This window comes from Pantoea sp. JGM49 (assembly GCF_018257655.1).
Lineage (GTDB): Bacteria > Pseudomonadota > Gammaproteobacteria > Enterobacterales > Enterobacteriaceae > Pantoea > Pantoea communis.
In genome coordinates this window covers 430,642-447,432 of the sequence record NZ_JAERJM010000002.1, presented here as the reverse complement: position 1 = coordinate 447,432, position 16,791 = coordinate 430,642, and the positions used below count along the sequence as shown (strand labels likewise).

Here is a 16,791-nt window from a genome sequence, read left to right as displayed (position 1 = left end):
TATGGACTAAAACCAGGCTGCATTTAACAGCAAGCACGATGGTTAATGAGCAGGCTGGGGGCGCTTTGGCGCAGGCAATCCACAGCGCCGAGCAGAGTGAGTCTGCCAGGATAGCCCGCAGGACGCGGGCGAAAGGCGGGGCGGCACAGGGATGTGCCATCCCCCGCCGTTCCGTCAGGCAGACGAACGAAGTGAGGGTACCGCGTCAGCGGCGCGAGGACGCCAGCGCCAAAGCGCCCCCAGCCTGCGTCACCGCCTATTAGTAACAGCAGCGCCTGAAAATAAAATTGCGGAGATAAAAATTAACCTGCATACCCAAGGCACTGCGACAGGTTAGGTGCAAATTTTTACACCTACACCCTATGCACGAGCCAGCAGCGTCACCACTTCCTGCACATCCGCGACGTCATCCAGCTCCATGCAAATCGCTTCCAGCTGTTCAACCTGCTCAACGGGCAACACACGCCCCGCTAAGCTACGGTATTTAGCCAGCAGCGCTTCAAGGCTCAGCGGATTCGCGGGCGCACCAGACGGTACCGGCACATGCTGCTGCCACTGCTCGCCCTGTTGAGTTTCAACACGCACCCACGGCTCGTCGTCACGCCCCTGCTGCTCATCAATCATCAACTCAATCCGCGCCATAAAGGCTTCAACCTGAGGATGCAGACGTTTGGCATCATCGTAACTGGACAATTCAGCGGAGCCATACAGCGCACGCGCCGCCAGTGCATACGGCAGGCTCATTTGCGCACTTGCCAGGCTCTGCAACTCACGTCCGCCACACATCTCCAGCAGGAACGGATTCAGCCCTACCACGATACGTTCAATCTGCTCGACACGCACCGGGTGTTCTTTTAGCAGTAACCCCAGCGCATCAATCGCCGAATGCGTCCCACGACAAGCGGCATACGGCTTGATCGAGCAGCGCGCCAGCTTCCACACCACACCAAGGTCGGCGGTTAATGCAGCGGGTTGCTGTGTTTCAGCGGCCAGGGTTTGCAGGAATCCACCCCACTTCGCTTCAAATACCGCCGAGGGTCCGTTGATACCGCGCTGCGCCAACAAGGCCGCCTGCACGCCACCTTCAGCTGCACGTGCGGCATGCAGCTTTTTGGTGTGCGAGCCGTCGTGAATAAAGCCCCACAGCCCACCGCTAAAGCTGGCGGCAATGCCCATGGCCGACGCGCACTGATCGCGATCCAGCAGCAGCAGTGAACACACCGCCGCTGCGGCACCAAACACGCCACAGCTGGCGGTGGAGTGCCAGCCTGCGCCGTTATGCGCAGAGTAGCCGCCGCAAGCTTCCAGCACCCGGCGTCCGACGTCATAACCGATCACCATGGCCACCAGCAGCGCCTGACCGTCAACCGGCTGCGTCGCCAAAGGCAGTGCCGCCAGAATGGCGGGAATAACCACCGCGCCAGAGTGATCGCAGCCGCCGGTATCATCCAACTCATACATATGTGCGGCCACGCCGTTGAGCCATGCCGCCTGGCGTGGACTCACCTGCTTTGCACTTCCCCACACTTGTGCCTGCTGATGCCCACCTTCTGCGAACGCCAATGACAAACATTCGCGCCAGATAGGACTGTCGCTGCCCGCCAGTGACGCCCCGAGCGTATCCAGCAGATGGCGCTTCGCCTGTTCGACCAGCGCGTCAGGCAGCTGTTCAAAACGGGTGTCGGCGATAAATGCCGCCAGTTGTTCAAGCGTCGAGGCCATGCGCCCCTCCCGTGATGCGGGTAAACACTTCTGCCGGATGGGAAAAATCATTGTCCGGCTGCGTTTGCCAATGCGCCGCCACCTGCTCCGCCGTGGCGATCCACACATTGTGCTGTTGCAGCGTCTCGATCAGTTCACGCAGCAAGCCGATGCGCCCGGCAGTGCCGATAATTTCCGGATGCAGGCGCAGCAGATAACACAGGCCAAAGCGGTGGAAGCCGTGGAAGTCTTGTGTCATGTTCGCCAGCGTTTCGGCATAAGGTGCAATCCGCGACTGCCCCGGTGGGATGGCCGGGCTCAGGTTAAAGGCAAAATAGGGTTCATCTTCCAGGGTGTAGTGCATCGGCAGTTCCACCAGCCGCGTGCCGGGATGGAAGTAGGGCAGATCGTCGCCGCGCCAGCTTGATGACCAGCGAATACCCTGCTCCACCAGCGCTTCCGCCAGGCCCGGTTTCCACTGTCCTGCTGGGGTGCGGAAACCCTGAATCGGTTTGCCAGTAAACTGTGCCAGCTGGTCGCAGCCGCGCGTCACGCTGGCGAGCTGCTGCTCCAGCGACAACGCCGAGAAGTCTTCATGGCGCTCGCCGCTACAGGCAATTTCATGCCCATCGGCCACTATGCGTTTAATCAGCTCCGGTTGCTCTGTCGCCACAATTGCCGGTAAACACCAGCTGGCTTGCAGCTGTTTTTCTGCCAGTAACGCCAGCAAGCGATCCACACCGCGCAGGGTGCCATAACGCCATACCGACAGGGTTTTATCGCGTCCGGCGACGGCAGGTGCCTGGGTCAAAATACCGTGGATATCATTGAAATCGATGGTCAGGATGGCGGCGGACTGGAAGCCCAGCGGCCAGCGGGAAGATTCAGTCATGCTGTTGCTCCTGCAGATACCACTGCGCCACCGCATCACAGCGCGCAAACCACACGTCATCACGCGCCGTCATATGTTCAAACAGCTGCTCCAGCAGCAGGATGCGGCCCGGCTGACCGGAAATTTTCGGGTGGAACAGCGTGGTCAGGCACAGGCCTTCATCCATTGCGCCGTCGAATTCGCGCTGCCAGTTATCACGGGTATGCGCATAGCTGGCAATACGATCGCCGCCTTTCGGGAAGTCAGGCTGGCGCGTATAGGCCAGCGAGGCGTAATCATCCATCTCCCACTTACCGGGGATCTCGACCAGCGGCGTGTGACCCGCCACCGGGATGCTGTAAGGACGATCGTCGCCGCGCATGCTGCTGGAATAAATCACCCCAGCATCACGCAGAATTTGTGGCGTTTCGGCATGCCAGTCACCTGACGGCGTGCGGAAACCGCAGGCGGTGATGCCCAAATGCTGTTTAAAGATTTCAGCGGATTTCGCCATCACGGCACGCTGTTCATCCGGCGAAATCGCCCAGAAAGATTCGTGACGATAGCCGTGATAGGCCACTTCGTGGCCTTGTTCGATAATCGCCTGACACTGCTGCGGCCACTGCTCCACGACCCACGCTGGTACAAAAAACGTGGCGGGAATCTGGAAAGCGCGCAGCAGGTCGAGCAATCGCCCGAGCGCACGGTACGGCCCATACGCACCAAAGGTGAAATATTCTGGCGTTGACCACAGGCTGCCATTCAACATGGCATCGCCGGTGGGACCATCAAGGTCAAACGCCAGCGCCATACAGCCGCGTTTCCCCTGCGGCCAGCGCACTGCGCCCGGTTGTTGCATCGCTACGCTCCTTTAGCCCTGGTTCACGGTCGCCTGAGTCACGCCATTGTCAGCCAGACCCCATTTCGCGAGGATCTTCTGGTAGCTGCCATCAGCAATCATCGCGTCAATCGCCGCTTGTACCGCAGTGGTCAGCTCGCTGGCATCTTTACCAATCGCCATGCCGGTGTACTGGAAGGAGAAGGCTTTATCGAGCGGCTTATATTTACCTTTTTCAAGATCCATGATGTACGGCAGCGTTTCACTCCCCTGCACCACACCATCCAGACGGTTCTGACGCAGCTGGGTGCGTGCATCCGCCGTACCTTCGGCGCCGACGACGATGATGGCTGGCTTACCGGCGGCTTCGCAGTGCGCTTTAGACCAGTTGGCAATCTCTACCGGGAAAGTGGTACGACGGCTGGTGCCAACCTTCTTACCACACAGATCCATGGCGCTATTGATGTCGCTGCGCGCTGCCTGAGTGTAGAACTGCGGACCGGTTTTAAAGTAATCGATAAAGTTAACCACCTTCTGGCGCTCTTTGGTGTCGGTCATGCCGGACATCACCAAATCAACACGCTTGGTCACCACCGCGTTCACCATCTGCTCAAAGGCGATCTCCTGCCAGTTGATCTTCACGCCCAGTTTCTCACCGATCGCCTGACCGAGATCGTAATCCACGCCGGTGAGTTGGTTGGTGGCCGGATCTTTAAAATCCATTGGCGGATAGTTCGGCATGATTGCCACAGTCAGGCCTTTCTCTTTGATGGCGGCTGGCACGGCGATATCCGCCCAGGCAGAAGATTGCAGTAACAGCGCGGCACTGATGGCACTCAATAACAGTTTTTTCATGTTTTTCACCCCGGTCACGTTAAAGAAGAATCGCGTTAATAAAGTTTTTCATCCGTGGGTTTTGCGGGTTCAACAGAATGTCTTCTGGTGCGCCCTGCTCGATGATGCGTCCCTCGTCCATAAAGACCACCTGGTTCGCCACTTCACGGGCAAAGCCCATCTCGTGAGTGACCACCAGCATGGTGGTGCCCTCTTTTGCTAACTGGCGCATCACCGCCAGCACTTCGCCAACCATCTCCGGATCCAGCGCCGAAGTGGGTTCGTCAAACAGCATCAGTTTCGGTTTCATCGCCAGCGCACGGGCAATCGCCACACGCTGCTGCTGCCCGCCAGACAGTGACTGCGGATAGTCGTGCGCTTTGTGCGCCAGACCGACGCGATCCAGCAGCGCCATCGCCTCTTCACTGGCTTCGCGTTTTGGACGCAGCAGGACGCGGCACGGCCCTTCGATAATGTTCTCCAGCGCGGTTTTGTGCGGGAACAAGTTAAAGCGCTGGAAAACCATGCCAGTTTGCAGACGCTGGCGAGCAATCTGCTTATCGCTCAGCGCATGCAGTTTGTTGCCCGCAATGCGATAGCCCGCTAATTCGTTGTCGACCCAAATGCCACCCTGATCGACCTTCTCCAGCTGATTAATGCAGCGCAGGAAGGTACTTTTACCGGAGCCGGATGGCCCGAGAATGCACATCACCTCGCCGTAATTCACTTCGAGGCTGACATCCTTCAGCGCATGGAACTGGTCGAAATATTTGTTCACCTTGACGGCGCGCACGATGTTTCTCATCTCTCTCTCCCAATTACTGACGCTGGCGGTGGCCGCGTGAGAAGAAGCGCTCAAGGCGACTCTGACCAAACGACAGCACGGTGACGATGATCAGGTACCAGATGCCCGCCACGAACAGCAGTTCCATCACGCGCGCATTGGCGAAGTAGATGGTTTGCGTGTTGTAGAGCAGTTCGGAGTACTGAATCATGCTGGCCAGACTGGTGGTTTTGATCATGCTGATGAATTCGTTACCCACCGGCGGCAAAATCACGCGCATCGCCTGCGGCAAAATGATGCGCTGCAGCGCTTGCAGACGCGGCATGCCAATCGCCTTCGCCGCTTCGTACTGTCCGGTATCCACGGACAGCAAACCGGCGCGCACCACTTCGGAGGTATAAGCCCCCTGGTTGATGCTCAGACCCAGCAGTGCCGCGAGGAACGGCGTCATGATGGTGACGGTTTGCACGCTGAACACGCCCGGAATACTGATGGTGGGAAACACCAGCGCGAGGTTGAACCACAGCAGCAGTTGCAGAATCAACGGCGTGCCACGGAAGATCCAGGCGTAACCCACGGCGATGTAGTGCAGCACCGGATTGGGCGACATATACATAATCGCGGTGATCACGCCGAACAGGATGCCGAGTCCCATTGCCAGCACCGACATAATCAGCGTGTTCACCACGCCGTTGAGGATCGCCTGAGCAGTAAAGAACTGGCCGACAAACGACCATTCAATGTTGCCGTGGGCGAAGGCATTCACCAGCAACGCCAGCAGCACCAGGATCACCGCTGAAGCCGTGATGCGGCCGTAATAGCGACGTGGCACCACCTGATAGCGATCCAGATCGTAATGCATCTGCTCGCGGCTATTTTTCAAGCCGGGTTCAACCGGGGTGGATTGGGACATAGACGTCTCCTCAGGCGCGCGGGCCAGCGTAATCTTCAGTCCAGCGCTGCTGGTCCTGCATCAGGATTTGCAAACGCGCGAGCTGTTCGCGCACGCGGGCCGGTGCGGTGCCGCCATAGCCGCTACGTGCCGCCAGTGCCGCTTCCAGCGTCAGGGCACTGCGCACTTCTGGCGTTAAGCGTGCATCGACAGCTTGCAACTGCGCATCGCTCAGGTCGGACAGGCCGCAATCTTCGCGTTCACACAGTTGCACCAGTTGGCCGGTGATTTCATGGGCTTCACGGAACGGCACGCCGCGCATCGCCAGCCAGTCGGCCACTTCGGTGGCCAGAGTGAAACCGTCCGGTGCCTGTTCGCGCATGACGTCGGTGTTGAATTTCAGCGTCGACATCATGCCGGCCATGGCAGGCAGCACCAGCAGCAGCGTGTCCACGGCATCAATCACGTTGCGTTTGTCATCGCTCAGGTCGCGGTTGTAGGAGAGCGGCATGGCTTTCATGGTGGTGAGCAGTGCCATCAGGTTGCCGACCAGACGACCAGAACGACCACGTGTCAGTTCGGCAATGTCCGGGTTTTTCTTCTGCGGCATGATTGAGCTGCCGGTGGCATAGCTGTCATGCAGCTCCACCCAACGGAACTGGCGCGAAGCCCACATGCACACCTCCTCGCACAGGCGCGAAAGGTTGATACCGATCATGCTGGTGACGAACAGGAATTCAGCGGCGTAATCGCGGCTGGCCACCGCATCAATCGAGTTTTCGCACGGTGCGAGGTAAGCCAGGTCTTCAGCGGCTTTTTCCGGCTGGCGCGCAATCGCCGATCCGGCCATCGCTGCGGCACCGAGTGGGCAGCGCGCGCTGCGGCGATCCCAGTCCTGCATGCGCTCAATGTCGCGGGCAAAAGATTGCGCATGAGCCAGCAGTTGATGACCGAACACAATCGGCTGTGCCTGCTGTAAATGGGTAAAGCCTGGCGCCACGCTTTCGGTGTGCTGTGCGGCTTGCTCGACCAGAGATTGCTGCAGAGCCAGTAAAGCACTCACGACTTTGCGGCCGTTGTCACGCAAGTAGAGGCGCAAATCGTTGACGGTCTGATCGTTACGCGAACGGCCGGCGCGCAGTTTGCCGCCCAATGGTCCTAAGCGCTCGGTCAGTGCGCGTTCAATAAAGGTATGAACATCTTCGTCAGCCGCAATCGGATGCAGATTACCCGCACGATAATCGGCATCCAGCGCATCAATGGCCGCCAGCATGGTATGGAGTTCTTCGCTGCTCAGCAGATCGCCGCGAGCCAGCTCACGGGCATGTGCCCGGCAGCCTGCTAAATCGTAAGGTGCCAGGGCAAAGTAATAATCCGGGCTGCGCGACAGCGCGGTTAAACTGGCCGCCGGTGCCGCTTTAAAGCGCGCACCCCATAACAGTTCGGCATTATCAGACATGCTATTTCCCCTTGCAGATACTCGTCAGCGATATGAAAAAGATATGAATGAACCAGAGGTGATAATAAAAACTTATTTCACACTCACACTGGTAAATACGTCATATTTCAGGTTCACTGTACTTTCACCGCAATTATTCCGGAGTTGAATAGCAAAGATGGAAAGTAAAGTTTCCCAGTCTGGAAACAATGCAAATAATCGCGGCGATAATGCGGTTCTGGCACTGAGTAATATCGATTTAAAATTGCTTCGCGTATTTAAATGCGTGGTGGAAGCCGGGGGATTAACCGCTGCCAGCAACGAACTGAATATTGGTTTAGCCGCCATCAGTAAGCAGGTTTCCGATCTGGAGATTCGTCTCGGCATGACGTTATGCAGCCGGGGGCGCGAAGGCTTTGAACTGACGCAGTACGGCATTAATGTCTATCAGGCCACACTGGAGCTGTTCGTCTCCCTGAATCTGTTCCGCGAACGTCTGCACAACAGCCGTAATGAACTGCTGGGCGACATCGCGATTTGCGTGGTAGATAACACCATTTCTGATCCGCACTCCCCGGTCACCGCGGCGGTGCAACAGTTGCACCAGAAAGCACCAAAGGTGCAGATTCGCTTACAGACTGCGCAATTAGATGATATTGAACGCGGGATGAGTGAAGGCCGTTTTCATTGTGGTATTGCGCCGGTTTATGAAATGAAAAGTGATTTTGATTACTTCCCGCTTTATAAAGAATATTCGAAATTATATTGCTCAATGTCACATCCTTTATATTCTGGATCTTGTGATAAGAATATATCGTTGGAAATATTACGTGAGCAGAAAATCATTAATCATTTATATGTGACGCCGCGCGATGACCGCCGCCTCATTCCATTACAGGACAGCGGTGCGCAGGCGGTGCAAGTGGAATCCGTCGCCATGCTGATTTTAACCGGGCACTTTATTGGTTATTTACCCGAGCACTATGCCGCGCCCTTTATTGCGCGGGGGCAGCTGTGTGAATTGGGTGATGAATCGGTACGTCGGGAAAATCCGTTCTGCCTGATGATGAAAAAAGGCCGGAAAATTAATCCGATTATCCGGCTGTTCATGCAATCACTGGGCCTGGCCGAGGCCGAAGAGGCGCACTAAGTTGGTGCGATCACCCCACCACTTTATACATCACCGTGGTGGCATCTAACGCCCCTTCCGTCGATTCGGCGTACAACGGAATGGAACCCGCAATTTGCCAGTCCATCGATAAGTAAAGCTGCGTAGCCACATCGCCGCTGCGCGTATCCAACACCAGCAGCGTTTTGCCCTGCTCAACCGCTAATTGCTCAGCCTGCTGCATCAGACGAGTTGCAATTCCCTGGCGACGAGCAGCGGGATGTACCAGCAATTTACTGATCTCCGCGCGATGACGCCCATTCGGCATGGCGCTAAACCCGACCATTACCGTCGCAACAATCACACCCTGCTGCCGCGCCACCAGCAGCTGATTATCGCCGCTTGCCAGGCTGTAGATTTTATCCTGCCAGAAGCGTTCCATCGCTGCGCGATCGTCGGCATCAATAAAACCGACGCTGGCCCCGTCAGCCACGCACCCCTGCAGCACCTCGGTCAACGCGGCTAGCAGGGGCTGTGCCTGAGTGGCACTTAACTGTTCAATTTCAATCATGGTTTGCACACCACCAGAATGTAACGCGCGCCGCCTTCAGGATGCGCCTGGAATGATGATTTGCCGGTGAGATGAAAACGCAGGCAATCCCCCGCCTGCAATGTCCAGCGTTGATCGTCCATGGTGAACGTCAGCTCGCCAGATTGCAGCCAGATATGCTGCTCCAGCCCCTGTACCGGCGGTGCGTCATAATCGATACGCGCACCGGGTTGCAACACGCTCTCAACCAGTTCGGCCTTGAAATGGCTGGCGGGCGGCGAGACACTGCGACGCAGATAACCGCTGGCATCGTCGCGCCAAACGCTCTGATCGCTCGCTTTCAGCAGCAGCGCGGCCTCCTCTTCCACTTCACTCAACAGGCGCGACATGGTCAAGCCGTAGGCGACACATAGTCGGTTAAGCAAAGCGGCTGTGGGGCTGGTCTCCGCCCGTTCAATGCGCGACAATGAAGCCCGGCTGATGCCGGTAGCCATCGCCAGTTCGTCCAGTGACCAGCCACGTTGCACACGCAATTCGGCTAATCGTGCGGCCAGTCGATCTTCGGTATCCGGTACAGACATGTCCACCTCTCATATTTGGGAAATAATTCTCACATATGAAATAAAGCCTTAATTTGCTTAAAACGTCAAGTTGTACAAATATAAAAGAGTTGTACAACCCAAACGAGGCGGTTAAGGTGTTGTAATGCAGGTCAGAATTTTCGAGGACGCCATGGCCTTATACAGTATCGGCGATGTTGCCGAACGCTGTGGAATCAACCCGGTAACGCTACGCGCCTGGCAGCGCCGTTACGGTTTACTAAAACCCCAGCGTACAGAAGGCGGTCATCGCCAGTTTGATGATGAAGATGTTCAGCGCATTGAGGAGATCAAGCGCTGGATAGAAAGCGGTGTGCCTGTTGGCAAGGTGAAAGCCTTGCTGGAAGGCCAAACCGTTAATGTGCACGATGGCTGGACCGCGCTGCAGGAAGAGCTGATGAGCGTGCTGCGTCACGTTCGTCCGGCTAAATTGCGCACCAAAATTGCCACCATAGGCCGCGAACATCCGGTAGATGCGTTAATCGATCACGTGTTTGTGCCCGTGCGTCAGCGCCTGGGACTGGATCAACACACCGCCCGTACCATGTGCAGCCTGCTGGATGGCGCGCTAATAGATTACGTGGCGTTTTGTCTGGCGGGCGGCCGTAAAAAAGCCGGCAAAGATGCATTGATGATTGGCTGGGGCGTGGAAGATCGCACTCGCCTGTGGCTGGAAGCCTGGCGCTTGTCGCAGCAGGGCTGGCGCATGGATGTCTTAGCCGAGCCGCTGGATATGCCGCGTCCTGAGCTGTTCCCTGGTCAGAATCTGTTTATCTGGACCGGTAAGAAACCGACGCGTCGGCAACTGGAGCAGTTTGAACACTGGCAGGCACAAGGGTTTGCCACTCATATTCACGATCCCGCCTGACAAAAATCGCACACACGGCCTTTGCCTCGCCGGGTGTGCGCGTTATCATGCCGCACTCCATGACTCTTCTCAGGTTTCTCTTATGAACTGGAATAAAATTCTCATTGGCTCCCTGTTTGCCGTGATGGCCATTGGTGGCATGGGTGGCATGATGCTGGTGGGCTACAGCCTTATCCTTCCCAGCCACTGAGTTGACGTTGCACGCGTTCTAACACGCGGTCGCAAATCAGTGCCAGCAGCGCGACCAGCAGCGCCCCCTGAATCACATAAGCGGTGTTAAAGCCGCTCAGTCCGATAATCACCGGCGAGCCCAGGCTTTCTGCGCCCACTGTCGACGCGATGGTCGCGGTGCCGATGCTGATCATCACCGAGGTACGCACGCCTGCCATGATCACCGGTGCGGCTAGCGCCAGCTCAATCTGCCATAAGCGCCGCCATGGCCCCATGCCCAGCCCCACGGCAATTTCCCGGTTGCTGTCCGGCACGCTGTCTAAACCTGCCAGCGTTCCCTGCAAAATAGGCAACAACCCGTAAAGAAACAGCGCCATGATGGCCGGTGTCGCGCCAAAGCCCATCACCGGCACGGCTATCGCCAGCACCGCTACCGGCGGAAAGGTCTGCCCCGCTGCCGCCAGCGTCTCCAGTAACGGCCTGAACGCCCGCCCGGCGCGTCGCGTCGCAAAAACACCACTGCCTACGCCAAAAAAAATCGCCAGTGCGCTGCCGCTGATCACCAATGACAGATGTGCGAGGGCCAGCCGCCAGAAGCTCTCTTGCTGATACAACGGACGTTCCAGCTGCGGGAACCAGTGGGCAAACAGCGGTGCACTATGCGGCAACCCCCACAGCAGCAGCAGAAACACCGCCAGCAGCCAGTACAGTGGATCGCGCCAGACACGCATCAGATCCCCTCCCGCTGGCGCAGCAGATCGCTGAAGTGCAGGACACCCAACGGCTGTTGATGTTGATCGATCACCGGCAGTTTGTCGGTGCGCCGAGCGATAAACTGTGACAGCGCCTCGCGCAGCGTCAGGTGCGCGGCTATTGGCTCACCGTCCAGCCACTCGCCGCGCCGCGCGGCGCTGCCAGCACGTCCCAATGCCAGCAGTCGCACGCCAAGCTCGCTGCGGCCAAAGAATTCGCGGGCGAAATCCGTGGCAGGCTGCGTCAGCAACTCAATCGGCTTGCCTTGCTGCACGATTTCACCGCCGTCCATCAACACCAGTTGATCCGCCAGCGTCAGCGCTTCGTCGATGTCGTGCGTCACCAGCACCACCGTGCGTCCTGACAGCTTCTGAATACGCAGCATCTCCTGTTGCAGTGCCTGGCGGTTCACCGGATCGAGCGCGCCAAAGGGCTCATCCATCAGCAACAATTCGGGATCGGCGGCCAGCGCGCGCGCCACGCCAACCCGCTGCTGCTGACCGCCGGAAAGTTGATGGGGAAAACGCGTCGCCAGATGCGTATCCAGATTGAGCAGCGTCAGCAGCTCCTCTACGCGCTGTTGAATTTTTGCCTGCGGCCAGCCGAGCAGTGACGGCACGGTAGCGATATTCTTTGCCACGTTCCAGTGCGGGAACAGGCCAATCGACTGGATGGCATAGCCAATACGCCGCCGCAGCGCACGTGCATCCATGCGTTCAATCGGTTCACCGGCAAAGCGGATTTCGCCGCTGTCATGCTCAACCAGCCGGTTGATCATTTTCAGCGTGGTGGATTTGCCCGAGCCGGAGGTGCCGATCAGCACGGTGAAACTGCCCTTCTCAATATGCAAAGTGAGATCGCGCACCGCTGCTTTGCCCGCAAACATTTTGCTTACCTGGTGAAACTCAATCATCGGTTCTCTCCAGCAGTGCCGACAGTAAACGCAATGCGGCATCAAACACCACCGCCAGCGCCACCACCGGAATCACGCCCAGCAACACCAAATCCAGTGCGCTGCTGAGTAATCCCTGAAATACAATGGCGCCAAAGCCACCGGCACCAATCAGCGCCGCGACCACCGCCAGTCCAATGGTTTGCACCACCACCACACGCAAGCCCGAAAGCCACACCGGCAGCGCCAGCGGGAGTTCGGCGTGCCAGAACTGTTGCAGTGCACTCATGCCCATACCGCGTGCGGTTTCGCGCACCTCCTGCGGCACCTGCTGCAATCCGGCCACCACGCTGCGCACCAGCGGCAGCAGCGCATACAACACCAGTGCGATTAGCGCGGGCGCCAGACCAATGCCGCTGATGCCCCAACTCGCCAGCACCGGGAAGTGAGCCACCAGCCCCGCCAGCGGCGCAATCAGCAGGCCAAACAGCGCCACGGAAGGCACAGTCTGGATCAGGTTGAGTACGCTGAAAGCGGCATTTTGCCAGCGCGGTCGTCGGGCAATCGCTAATCCCAGCGGTAAACCTATCAACAACGTGGGGAGTAATGTGCCGCCCAGCAACAGCAGATGCTGGCTGAAGGCCGCATCAAACACCGCCGTACGGTTGGCATACTCTTTCATCAGGGAGAGGTGGTCGAGGTGACCGCTAAGCAGCAATATCAGTGGAACAATCCAGATTTGCAGATTCAGCAGAATTCGCCACGGCGTGCTGGCCGTGAGCTGGCGGATAGCCTCAGCGGCCAGCAATAAAGCCAGCGCCGCCGCACACCATAAACCGCTGCCAAAGGCCGTGCGTGCCAGCGGGCTGCCGCTGTTAGCCAGCTGCGCTGCCGTCTGCCCGCCAATAAAGATCAGCAGCGCAAACAGAATCTCAGCGTCCAGCAATGCCATCACCAGATTGCGACGCCGTGGCTTCCACCACAACCCTTGCCATAGCCAGAGTAACGGCAGCAGCAACAGCCAGGATTGCGTGACCTGCCACAGCATTAGCGGCTGGCCTGACACCAGGCGGTTGGCGGCGAAACTGAGTAACGGCAAGGTAGCCAGAGCCAGCGTGATCAGCAGCGTTAACACCAGCAGCACCGGCTGCTGGCGCGGTCTTGATAACAGTAACAGCACCGCTTACAGCAACTTATTCTGCTGTAGCCACTGTTTCGCCACCTGGCTGGCATCCTGACCATCAACCGCAATCTGTGCATTGAGTTGTTGCAGGGTTTTCTCATCCAGCTTACTGAACACCGGCTGCAACCAGTTACCGATCTCCGGATACTGTTTCAGCACGCTTTCCCGAATCACTGGCGCAGGGGCATAAATTGGCTGCACGCCTTTGGGATCGGTCAGCGTTTGCAAACCGAGCGCCGCCACCGGGCCATCGGTGCCATAGGCCATGGCTGCGTTGACGCCAGAGGTTTGCTGTGCCGCCGCTTTGATGGTTACCGCCGTATCACCGCCCGCCAGCGACAGCAGCTGAGACTGTTCCAGCTTGAAGTTGTAGGCTTTTTCAAAAGCGGGTAGCGCATCACTGCGTTCGATAAATTCCGCCGACGCCGCCAGTTTAAAGGTGCCGCCTTTTTTCAGGTAGGCGCTGAGATCGTCGAGGGAGTTGAGACTATTTTTCTGTGCCACATCGCCGCGCACCGCGATGGTCCAGGTATTGTTGGCGGGCGCAGGGGTTAACCACACCAGATGATTTTTATCCGCATCGAGCTTTTTCACCTTCTCATAGCCCTGCTGCGCATTTTTCCAGGCAGCATCTTTCTCATCACTGAAGAAGAAGGCGCCGTTGCCGGTGTATTCCGGGTAGATATCCAGTTCACCTGCGGTGATGGCTCCGCGCACGACCTGCGTGGTGCCGAGCTGGATCTTGTTAACGGTTTTCACCCCATGTTTATCCAGCACCTGCAGGATGATATTCCCCAGCAGCGAACCTTCGGTATCAATCTTTGAACCGACCTTAACCGGATCGGCCGCATTTGCAGCGCCCACACTCATCGCTAATGCGATCATCCCCAATAAACCCTGCTTAATCATGCCGCTGTCCTCTGCTTATATTTCAGTCTGTGACTATCAAGCGTAGCCTGGCGAAACAGGATGGGGGCGGTCAAGCGCCCCAGTTCGAGCTTTTTCTGCTATTTAACGCACATTGCTTATAACCCATTCGCAGGACATATAACCAAATGGAATTTTTAATGCGTAGGTACAGGCTTATTCTCATAGTCCCACTCTTTACAATAAAATACATAACATCATGTCCGACTTAGCTTCTCCGGCGCACGTGGCGCTGGCAGGGAATACGCCGACTGGCGAAACCAAATGGATTCGCAGCGCGGCTGACGTATCGAATCTCGTGAACAACAGCAACGAGTCTCGCAGCAATGCGCGCATCGTGGTGGCCATCGCCCTCGGCGGTGTGTTCCTCGATGCCTACGACCTTGGCGCACTGGCCTTTGGTATCAAAGATGTCACGCGCGAATTTAACCTGACGCCGACCGGCACCGGGATGGTGGCCTCCGCGATTACCTTCGGCGCGATTGTGGGTGCGCTGATTGGCGGTTATCTCACCGATAAAATTGGCCGCTACCGCGTGTTTATGGCGGATATGTTCTTCTTTGTGGTTGCAGCGCTGGCCTGCGCCTTTGCCCCGAACGAATACGTGTTGGGCGGTGCACGCTTTGTGATGGGATTGGGCGTGGGCATCGATCTTCCTGTCGCCATGGCGTTTCTTGCCGAGTTTTCTAAACTGCGCGGGCAAGGGAATAAGGCCGCCAGCGTGGCAATGTGGTGTCCCACCTGGTATGCGGCAATCAGTATTTCCTATCTGCTGGTGCTGCTGCTGTATGCGGTGCTGCCGGAAAGTCACACCGACTGGTTGTGGCGACTGATCCTCGGCTTCGGCGCGGTACCTGCGCTGCTGATTATTGCCATTCGCAGCCGTTATATGAGTGAGTCTCCAGTGTGGGCGGCCAATCAGGGCAACCTGCACGGCGCCGCGCAGATCCTGCAGCGCTCCTACAACATCAATGCCCATGTCGCGGAAGATGCCGAACTGACGCAGGCCAAGCCGGTGCGCAAAGCCAGCTGGCGTAACTATGGCGCGCTGCTACAGGGGGTTTATCGTCGTCGTACTATTCTGGCGACCGTCACCTCCATCGCCTCTTCGTTCGCCTACAACGCGGTGGCCTTTGGCCTGCCGGTGATCATCTCCAGCTTCTTTGCGCAATCGATGCTGACCACTATTTTGGTGTCGCTGGCGTTGAATCTGCTGTTCGCTTTCGTGGGTGGCTTGCTGGCCGTGCGTCTGGTGCCGCGTCTCGGCGCGTGGAAGATGTCGGTGGCGGGTTACAGCTGTCAGTGCATTGCCCTTCTGGGGTTAGCGCTGATTGGTCGCCCGGAAGGCGGTGAACAAGCGGCACTGGCGATTGCGATGCTGGCGCTGTTCCTGTTTGGTCAGGGGTTCGGTCCGGGCTCACACACCATGACCTTTGCCTCGCTGAGCTACCCTGCTTCACTGCGCGGCGTGGGGGTTGGTTTTAACCAGACGCTGATGCGCGGCAGTTCAACCGTGTCGCTGTTCCTGTTCCCACTACTGGTGGCGGCATTCGGCACCGGCGTGTTCTGGGTGATTTTCCTCGCCCCGCTGATTGGCTTGCTGGCGCTGCTGGCGATCCGCTGGGAGCCCTCAGGCTACGATGTGGATGCGGAAGACTTCACTTGAGACAATAACGCCCCGTTAAGGGGCGTTTTTTATGCGGTCAGGCGGAAATCGCCAAACGTATGGGGAATGCGCGGGAAGGTGTGCAGGAACCAGGGCGTAAATTGTTCGGGTTGATCCAGCATCTCCTGCTGAATCTGCTCAATCGAGCGATAACACCAGGCATCCGCTTCTTCCGGATTCAGGTTGGGTTCAATATCACTGGTGGCGAAGAATACATGACCATACTCGTGCTCGGTCAGACCGTTGCTTAATGGCAGGTTGTAGCTCAGTTCGAACACTGGCGTCAGCGCTACTTGCATCCCCATCTCTTCACGCAAGCGACGTTCAGCGGCATCCCGGGTCGATTCCTGCGGATAAGGGTGGCCGCAGCAGGTGTTGCTCCACAAGCCGCCACAATGATATTTACCGTTTGCACGACGTTGCAGCAGCAGTTCATGGCGCGAATTGAACACGTAGACCGTCACCGCACGATGCAGCAATCCTTTCTCATGTACTTCCAGCTTTTCCATCTTGCCGGTGGGACGATCGAGGTGGTCGACGAGAATAACTTCAATGGCGGGCATGACAACTCCTTCAGATAATTCTCAGCTATTGTACACAACCTCAAAGACTGAAACTGAGGAAATCGCGCACATTCCGTGCGCTTAAGTAGAGAAATTTAAGCTTAGCAGTCATCAGACAAAGCGGTAACGACTCAGGATGTAGAATTCAAATCG

General features: G+C 57.4%; 18 protein-coding genes. 4 read left to right on the top strand and 14 right to left on the bottom strand.

Features of this window, described 5'->3' with window-relative positions; genetic code table 11:
• Nucleotides 1–360 precede the first annotated feature (360 nt).
• Genes JK231_RS05240 through argH form a run of 7 tightly spaced genes read right to left on the bottom strand, consistent with a single transcriptional unit; the run spans nucleotide 361 to nucleotide 7,379 of the window.
• Nucleotides 361–1,722, bottom strand: a complete 1,362-nt coding sequence (locus tag JK231_RS05240) for an MmgE/PrpD family protein (protein WP_211728136.1) — start codon at nucleotides 1,720–1,722, stop codon at nucleotides 361–363.
• On the bottom strand, nucleotides 1,706–2,593 hold the full coding sequence (locus tag JK231_RS05235) for a polysaccharide deacetylase (RefSeq protein ID WP_097117318.1): 888 nt from the start codon (nucleotides 2,591–2,593) through the stop codon (nucleotides 1,706–1,708). Before JK231_RS05235 ends, JK231_RS05240 begins: the two co-directional genes overlap by 17 nt.
• Nucleotides 2,586–3,431 (bottom strand): polysaccharide deacetylase, encoded by an 846-nt coding sequence (locus JK231_RS05230; protein ID WP_034820981.1) that lies wholly within the window; start codon nucleotides 3,429–3,431, stop codon nucleotides 2,586–2,588. The genes JK231_RS05235 and JK231_RS05230 overlap by 8 nt, the downstream gene beginning before the upstream one ends.
• A 12-nt stretch (nucleotides 3,432–3,443) precedes the next feature.
• Nucleotides 3,444–4,265 (bottom strand): ABC transporter substrate-binding protein, encoded by an 822-nt coding sequence (locus JK231_RS05225; protein WP_160832549.1) that lies wholly within the window; start codon nucleotides 4,263–4,265, stop codon nucleotides 3,444–3,446.
• A 19-nt stretch (nucleotides 4,266–4,284) separates the two neighbouring features.
• Complete coding sequence (locus JK231_RS05220) at nucleotides 4,285–5,049, bottom strand: amino acid ABC transporter ATP-binding protein (protein ID WP_034820986.1); 765 nt, start codon at nucleotides 5,047–5,049, stop codon at nucleotides 4,285–4,287.
• Between the two features lie 13 nt (nucleotides 5,050–5,062).
• Nucleotides 5,063–5,941, bottom strand: a complete 879-nt coding sequence (locus tag JK231_RS05215) for an amino acid ABC transporter permease (protein ID WP_211728135.1) — start codon at nucleotides 5,939–5,941, stop codon at nucleotides 5,063–5,065.
• 10 nt (nucleotides 5,942–5,951) lie between these two features.
• Nucleotides 5,952–7,379 (bottom strand): argininosuccinate lyase, encoded by a 1,428-nt coding sequence (argH, locus tag JK231_RS05210; protein ID WP_211728134.1) that lies wholly within the window; start codon nucleotides 7,377–7,379, stop codon nucleotides 5,952–5,954.
• 157 nt (nucleotides 7,380–7,536) lie between these two features.
• On the opposite strand from argH, the gene JK231_RS05205 reads away from it, so the two are divergent.
• Complete coding sequence (locus JK231_RS05205; RefSeq protein WP_211728133.1) at nucleotides 7,537–8,508, top strand: LysR family transcriptional regulator; 972 nt, start codon at nucleotides 7,537–7,539, stop codon at nucleotides 8,506–8,508.
• Between the two features lie 10 nt (nucleotides 8,509–8,518).
• Here the strand turns inward: JK231_RS05205 and JK231_RS05200 are convergent, their stop codons facing one another.
• Both JK231_RS05200 and JK231_RS05195 read right to left on the bottom strand, forming a co-directional pair.
• Complete coding sequence (locus JK231_RS05200) at nucleotides 8,519–9,037, bottom strand: GNAT family N-acetyltransferase (RefSeq protein ID WP_211728132.1); 519 nt, start codon at nucleotides 9,035–9,037, stop codon at nucleotides 8,519–8,521.
• The gene (locus JK231_RS05195) at nucleotides 9,034–9,597 is read right to left on the bottom strand and encodes an XRE family transcriptional regulator (RefSeq protein ID WP_058961578.1); all 564 of its coding nucleotides are present in this window, start codon (nucleotides 9,595–9,597) and stop codon (nucleotides 9,034–9,036) included. Before JK231_RS05195 ends, JK231_RS05200 begins: the two co-directional genes overlap by 4 nt.
• A 151-nt stretch (nucleotides 9,598–9,748) precedes the next feature.
• Between JK231_RS05195 and JK231_RS05190 the strand changes: the two genes are divergently transcribed.
• Together JK231_RS05190 and JK231_RS25460 are read left to right on the top strand one after the other, a co-directional pair.
• Nucleotides 9,749–10,483 (top strand): MerR family transcriptional regulator, encoded by a 735-nt coding sequence (locus tag JK231_RS05190; RefSeq protein WP_058961622.1) that lies wholly within the window; start codon nucleotides 9,749–9,751, stop codon nucleotides 10,481–10,483.
• An 82-nt stretch (nucleotides 10,484–10,565) separates the two neighbouring features.
• Nucleotides 10,566–10,673 (top strand): hypothetical protein, encoded by a 108-nt coding sequence (locus JK231_RS25460; RefSeq protein ID WP_230598998.1) that lies wholly within the window; start codon nucleotides 10,566–10,568, stop codon nucleotides 10,671–10,673.
• Here the strand turns inward: JK231_RS25460 and JK231_RS05185 are convergent.
• The 4 genes from JK231_RS05185 to JK231_RS05170 are packed head-to-tail and all read right to left on the bottom strand — an operon-like array spanning nucleotide 10,654 to nucleotide 14,391.
• A complete protein-coding gene (locus JK231_RS05185) occupies nucleotides 10,654–11,385 on the bottom strand; it encodes an ABC transporter permease (protein WP_160832554.1) in 732 nt (243 codons plus the stop codon). The two genes, JK231_RS25460 and JK231_RS05185, sit on opposite strands and share 20 nt — an antisense overlap.
• Nucleotides 11,385–12,320: an ABC transporter ATP-binding protein gene (locus JK231_RS05180; protein ID WP_211728131.1), complete on the bottom strand. Its 936-nt coding sequence runs from the start codon at nucleotides 12,318–12,320 to the stop codon at nucleotides 11,385–11,387. The genes JK231_RS05185 and JK231_RS05180 overlap by 1 nt, the downstream gene beginning before the upstream one ends.
• Nucleotides 12,313–13,479: an ABC transporter permease gene (locus tag JK231_RS05175; RefSeq protein WP_211728130.1), complete on the bottom strand. Its 1,167-nt coding sequence runs from the start codon at nucleotides 13,477–13,479 to the stop codon at nucleotides 12,313–12,315. Before JK231_RS05175 ends, JK231_RS05180 begins: the two co-directional genes overlap by 8 nt.
• A gap of 3 nt (nucleotides 13,480–13,482) precedes the next feature.
• On the bottom strand, nucleotides 13,483–14,391 hold the full coding sequence (locus JK231_RS05170) for an ABC transporter substrate-binding protein (protein WP_211728129.1): 909 nt from the start codon (nucleotides 14,389–14,391) through the stop codon (nucleotides 13,483–13,485).
• A 217-nt stretch (nucleotides 14,392–14,608) separates the two neighbouring features.
• Here JK231_RS05170 and JK231_RS05165 point away from each other — a divergent pair, with 217 nt between their 5' ends.
• Nucleotides 14,609–16,075 (top strand): MFS transporter, encoded by a 1,467-nt coding sequence (locus JK231_RS05165; protein ID WP_097117335.1) that lies wholly within the window; start codon nucleotides 14,609–14,611, stop codon nucleotides 16,073–16,075.
• 29 nt (nucleotides 16,076–16,104) lie between these two features.
• Here JK231_RS05165 and idi read toward each other — a convergent pair whose 3' ends face one another.
• Nucleotides 16,105–16,638, bottom strand: a complete 534-nt coding sequence (gene idi / locus JK231_RS05160) for an isopentenyl-diphosphate Delta-isomerase (RefSeq protein ID WP_097117336.1) — start codon at nucleotides 16,636–16,638, stop codon at nucleotides 16,105–16,107.
• Between the last annotated feature and the right edge of the window lie 153 nt (nucleotides 16,639–16,791).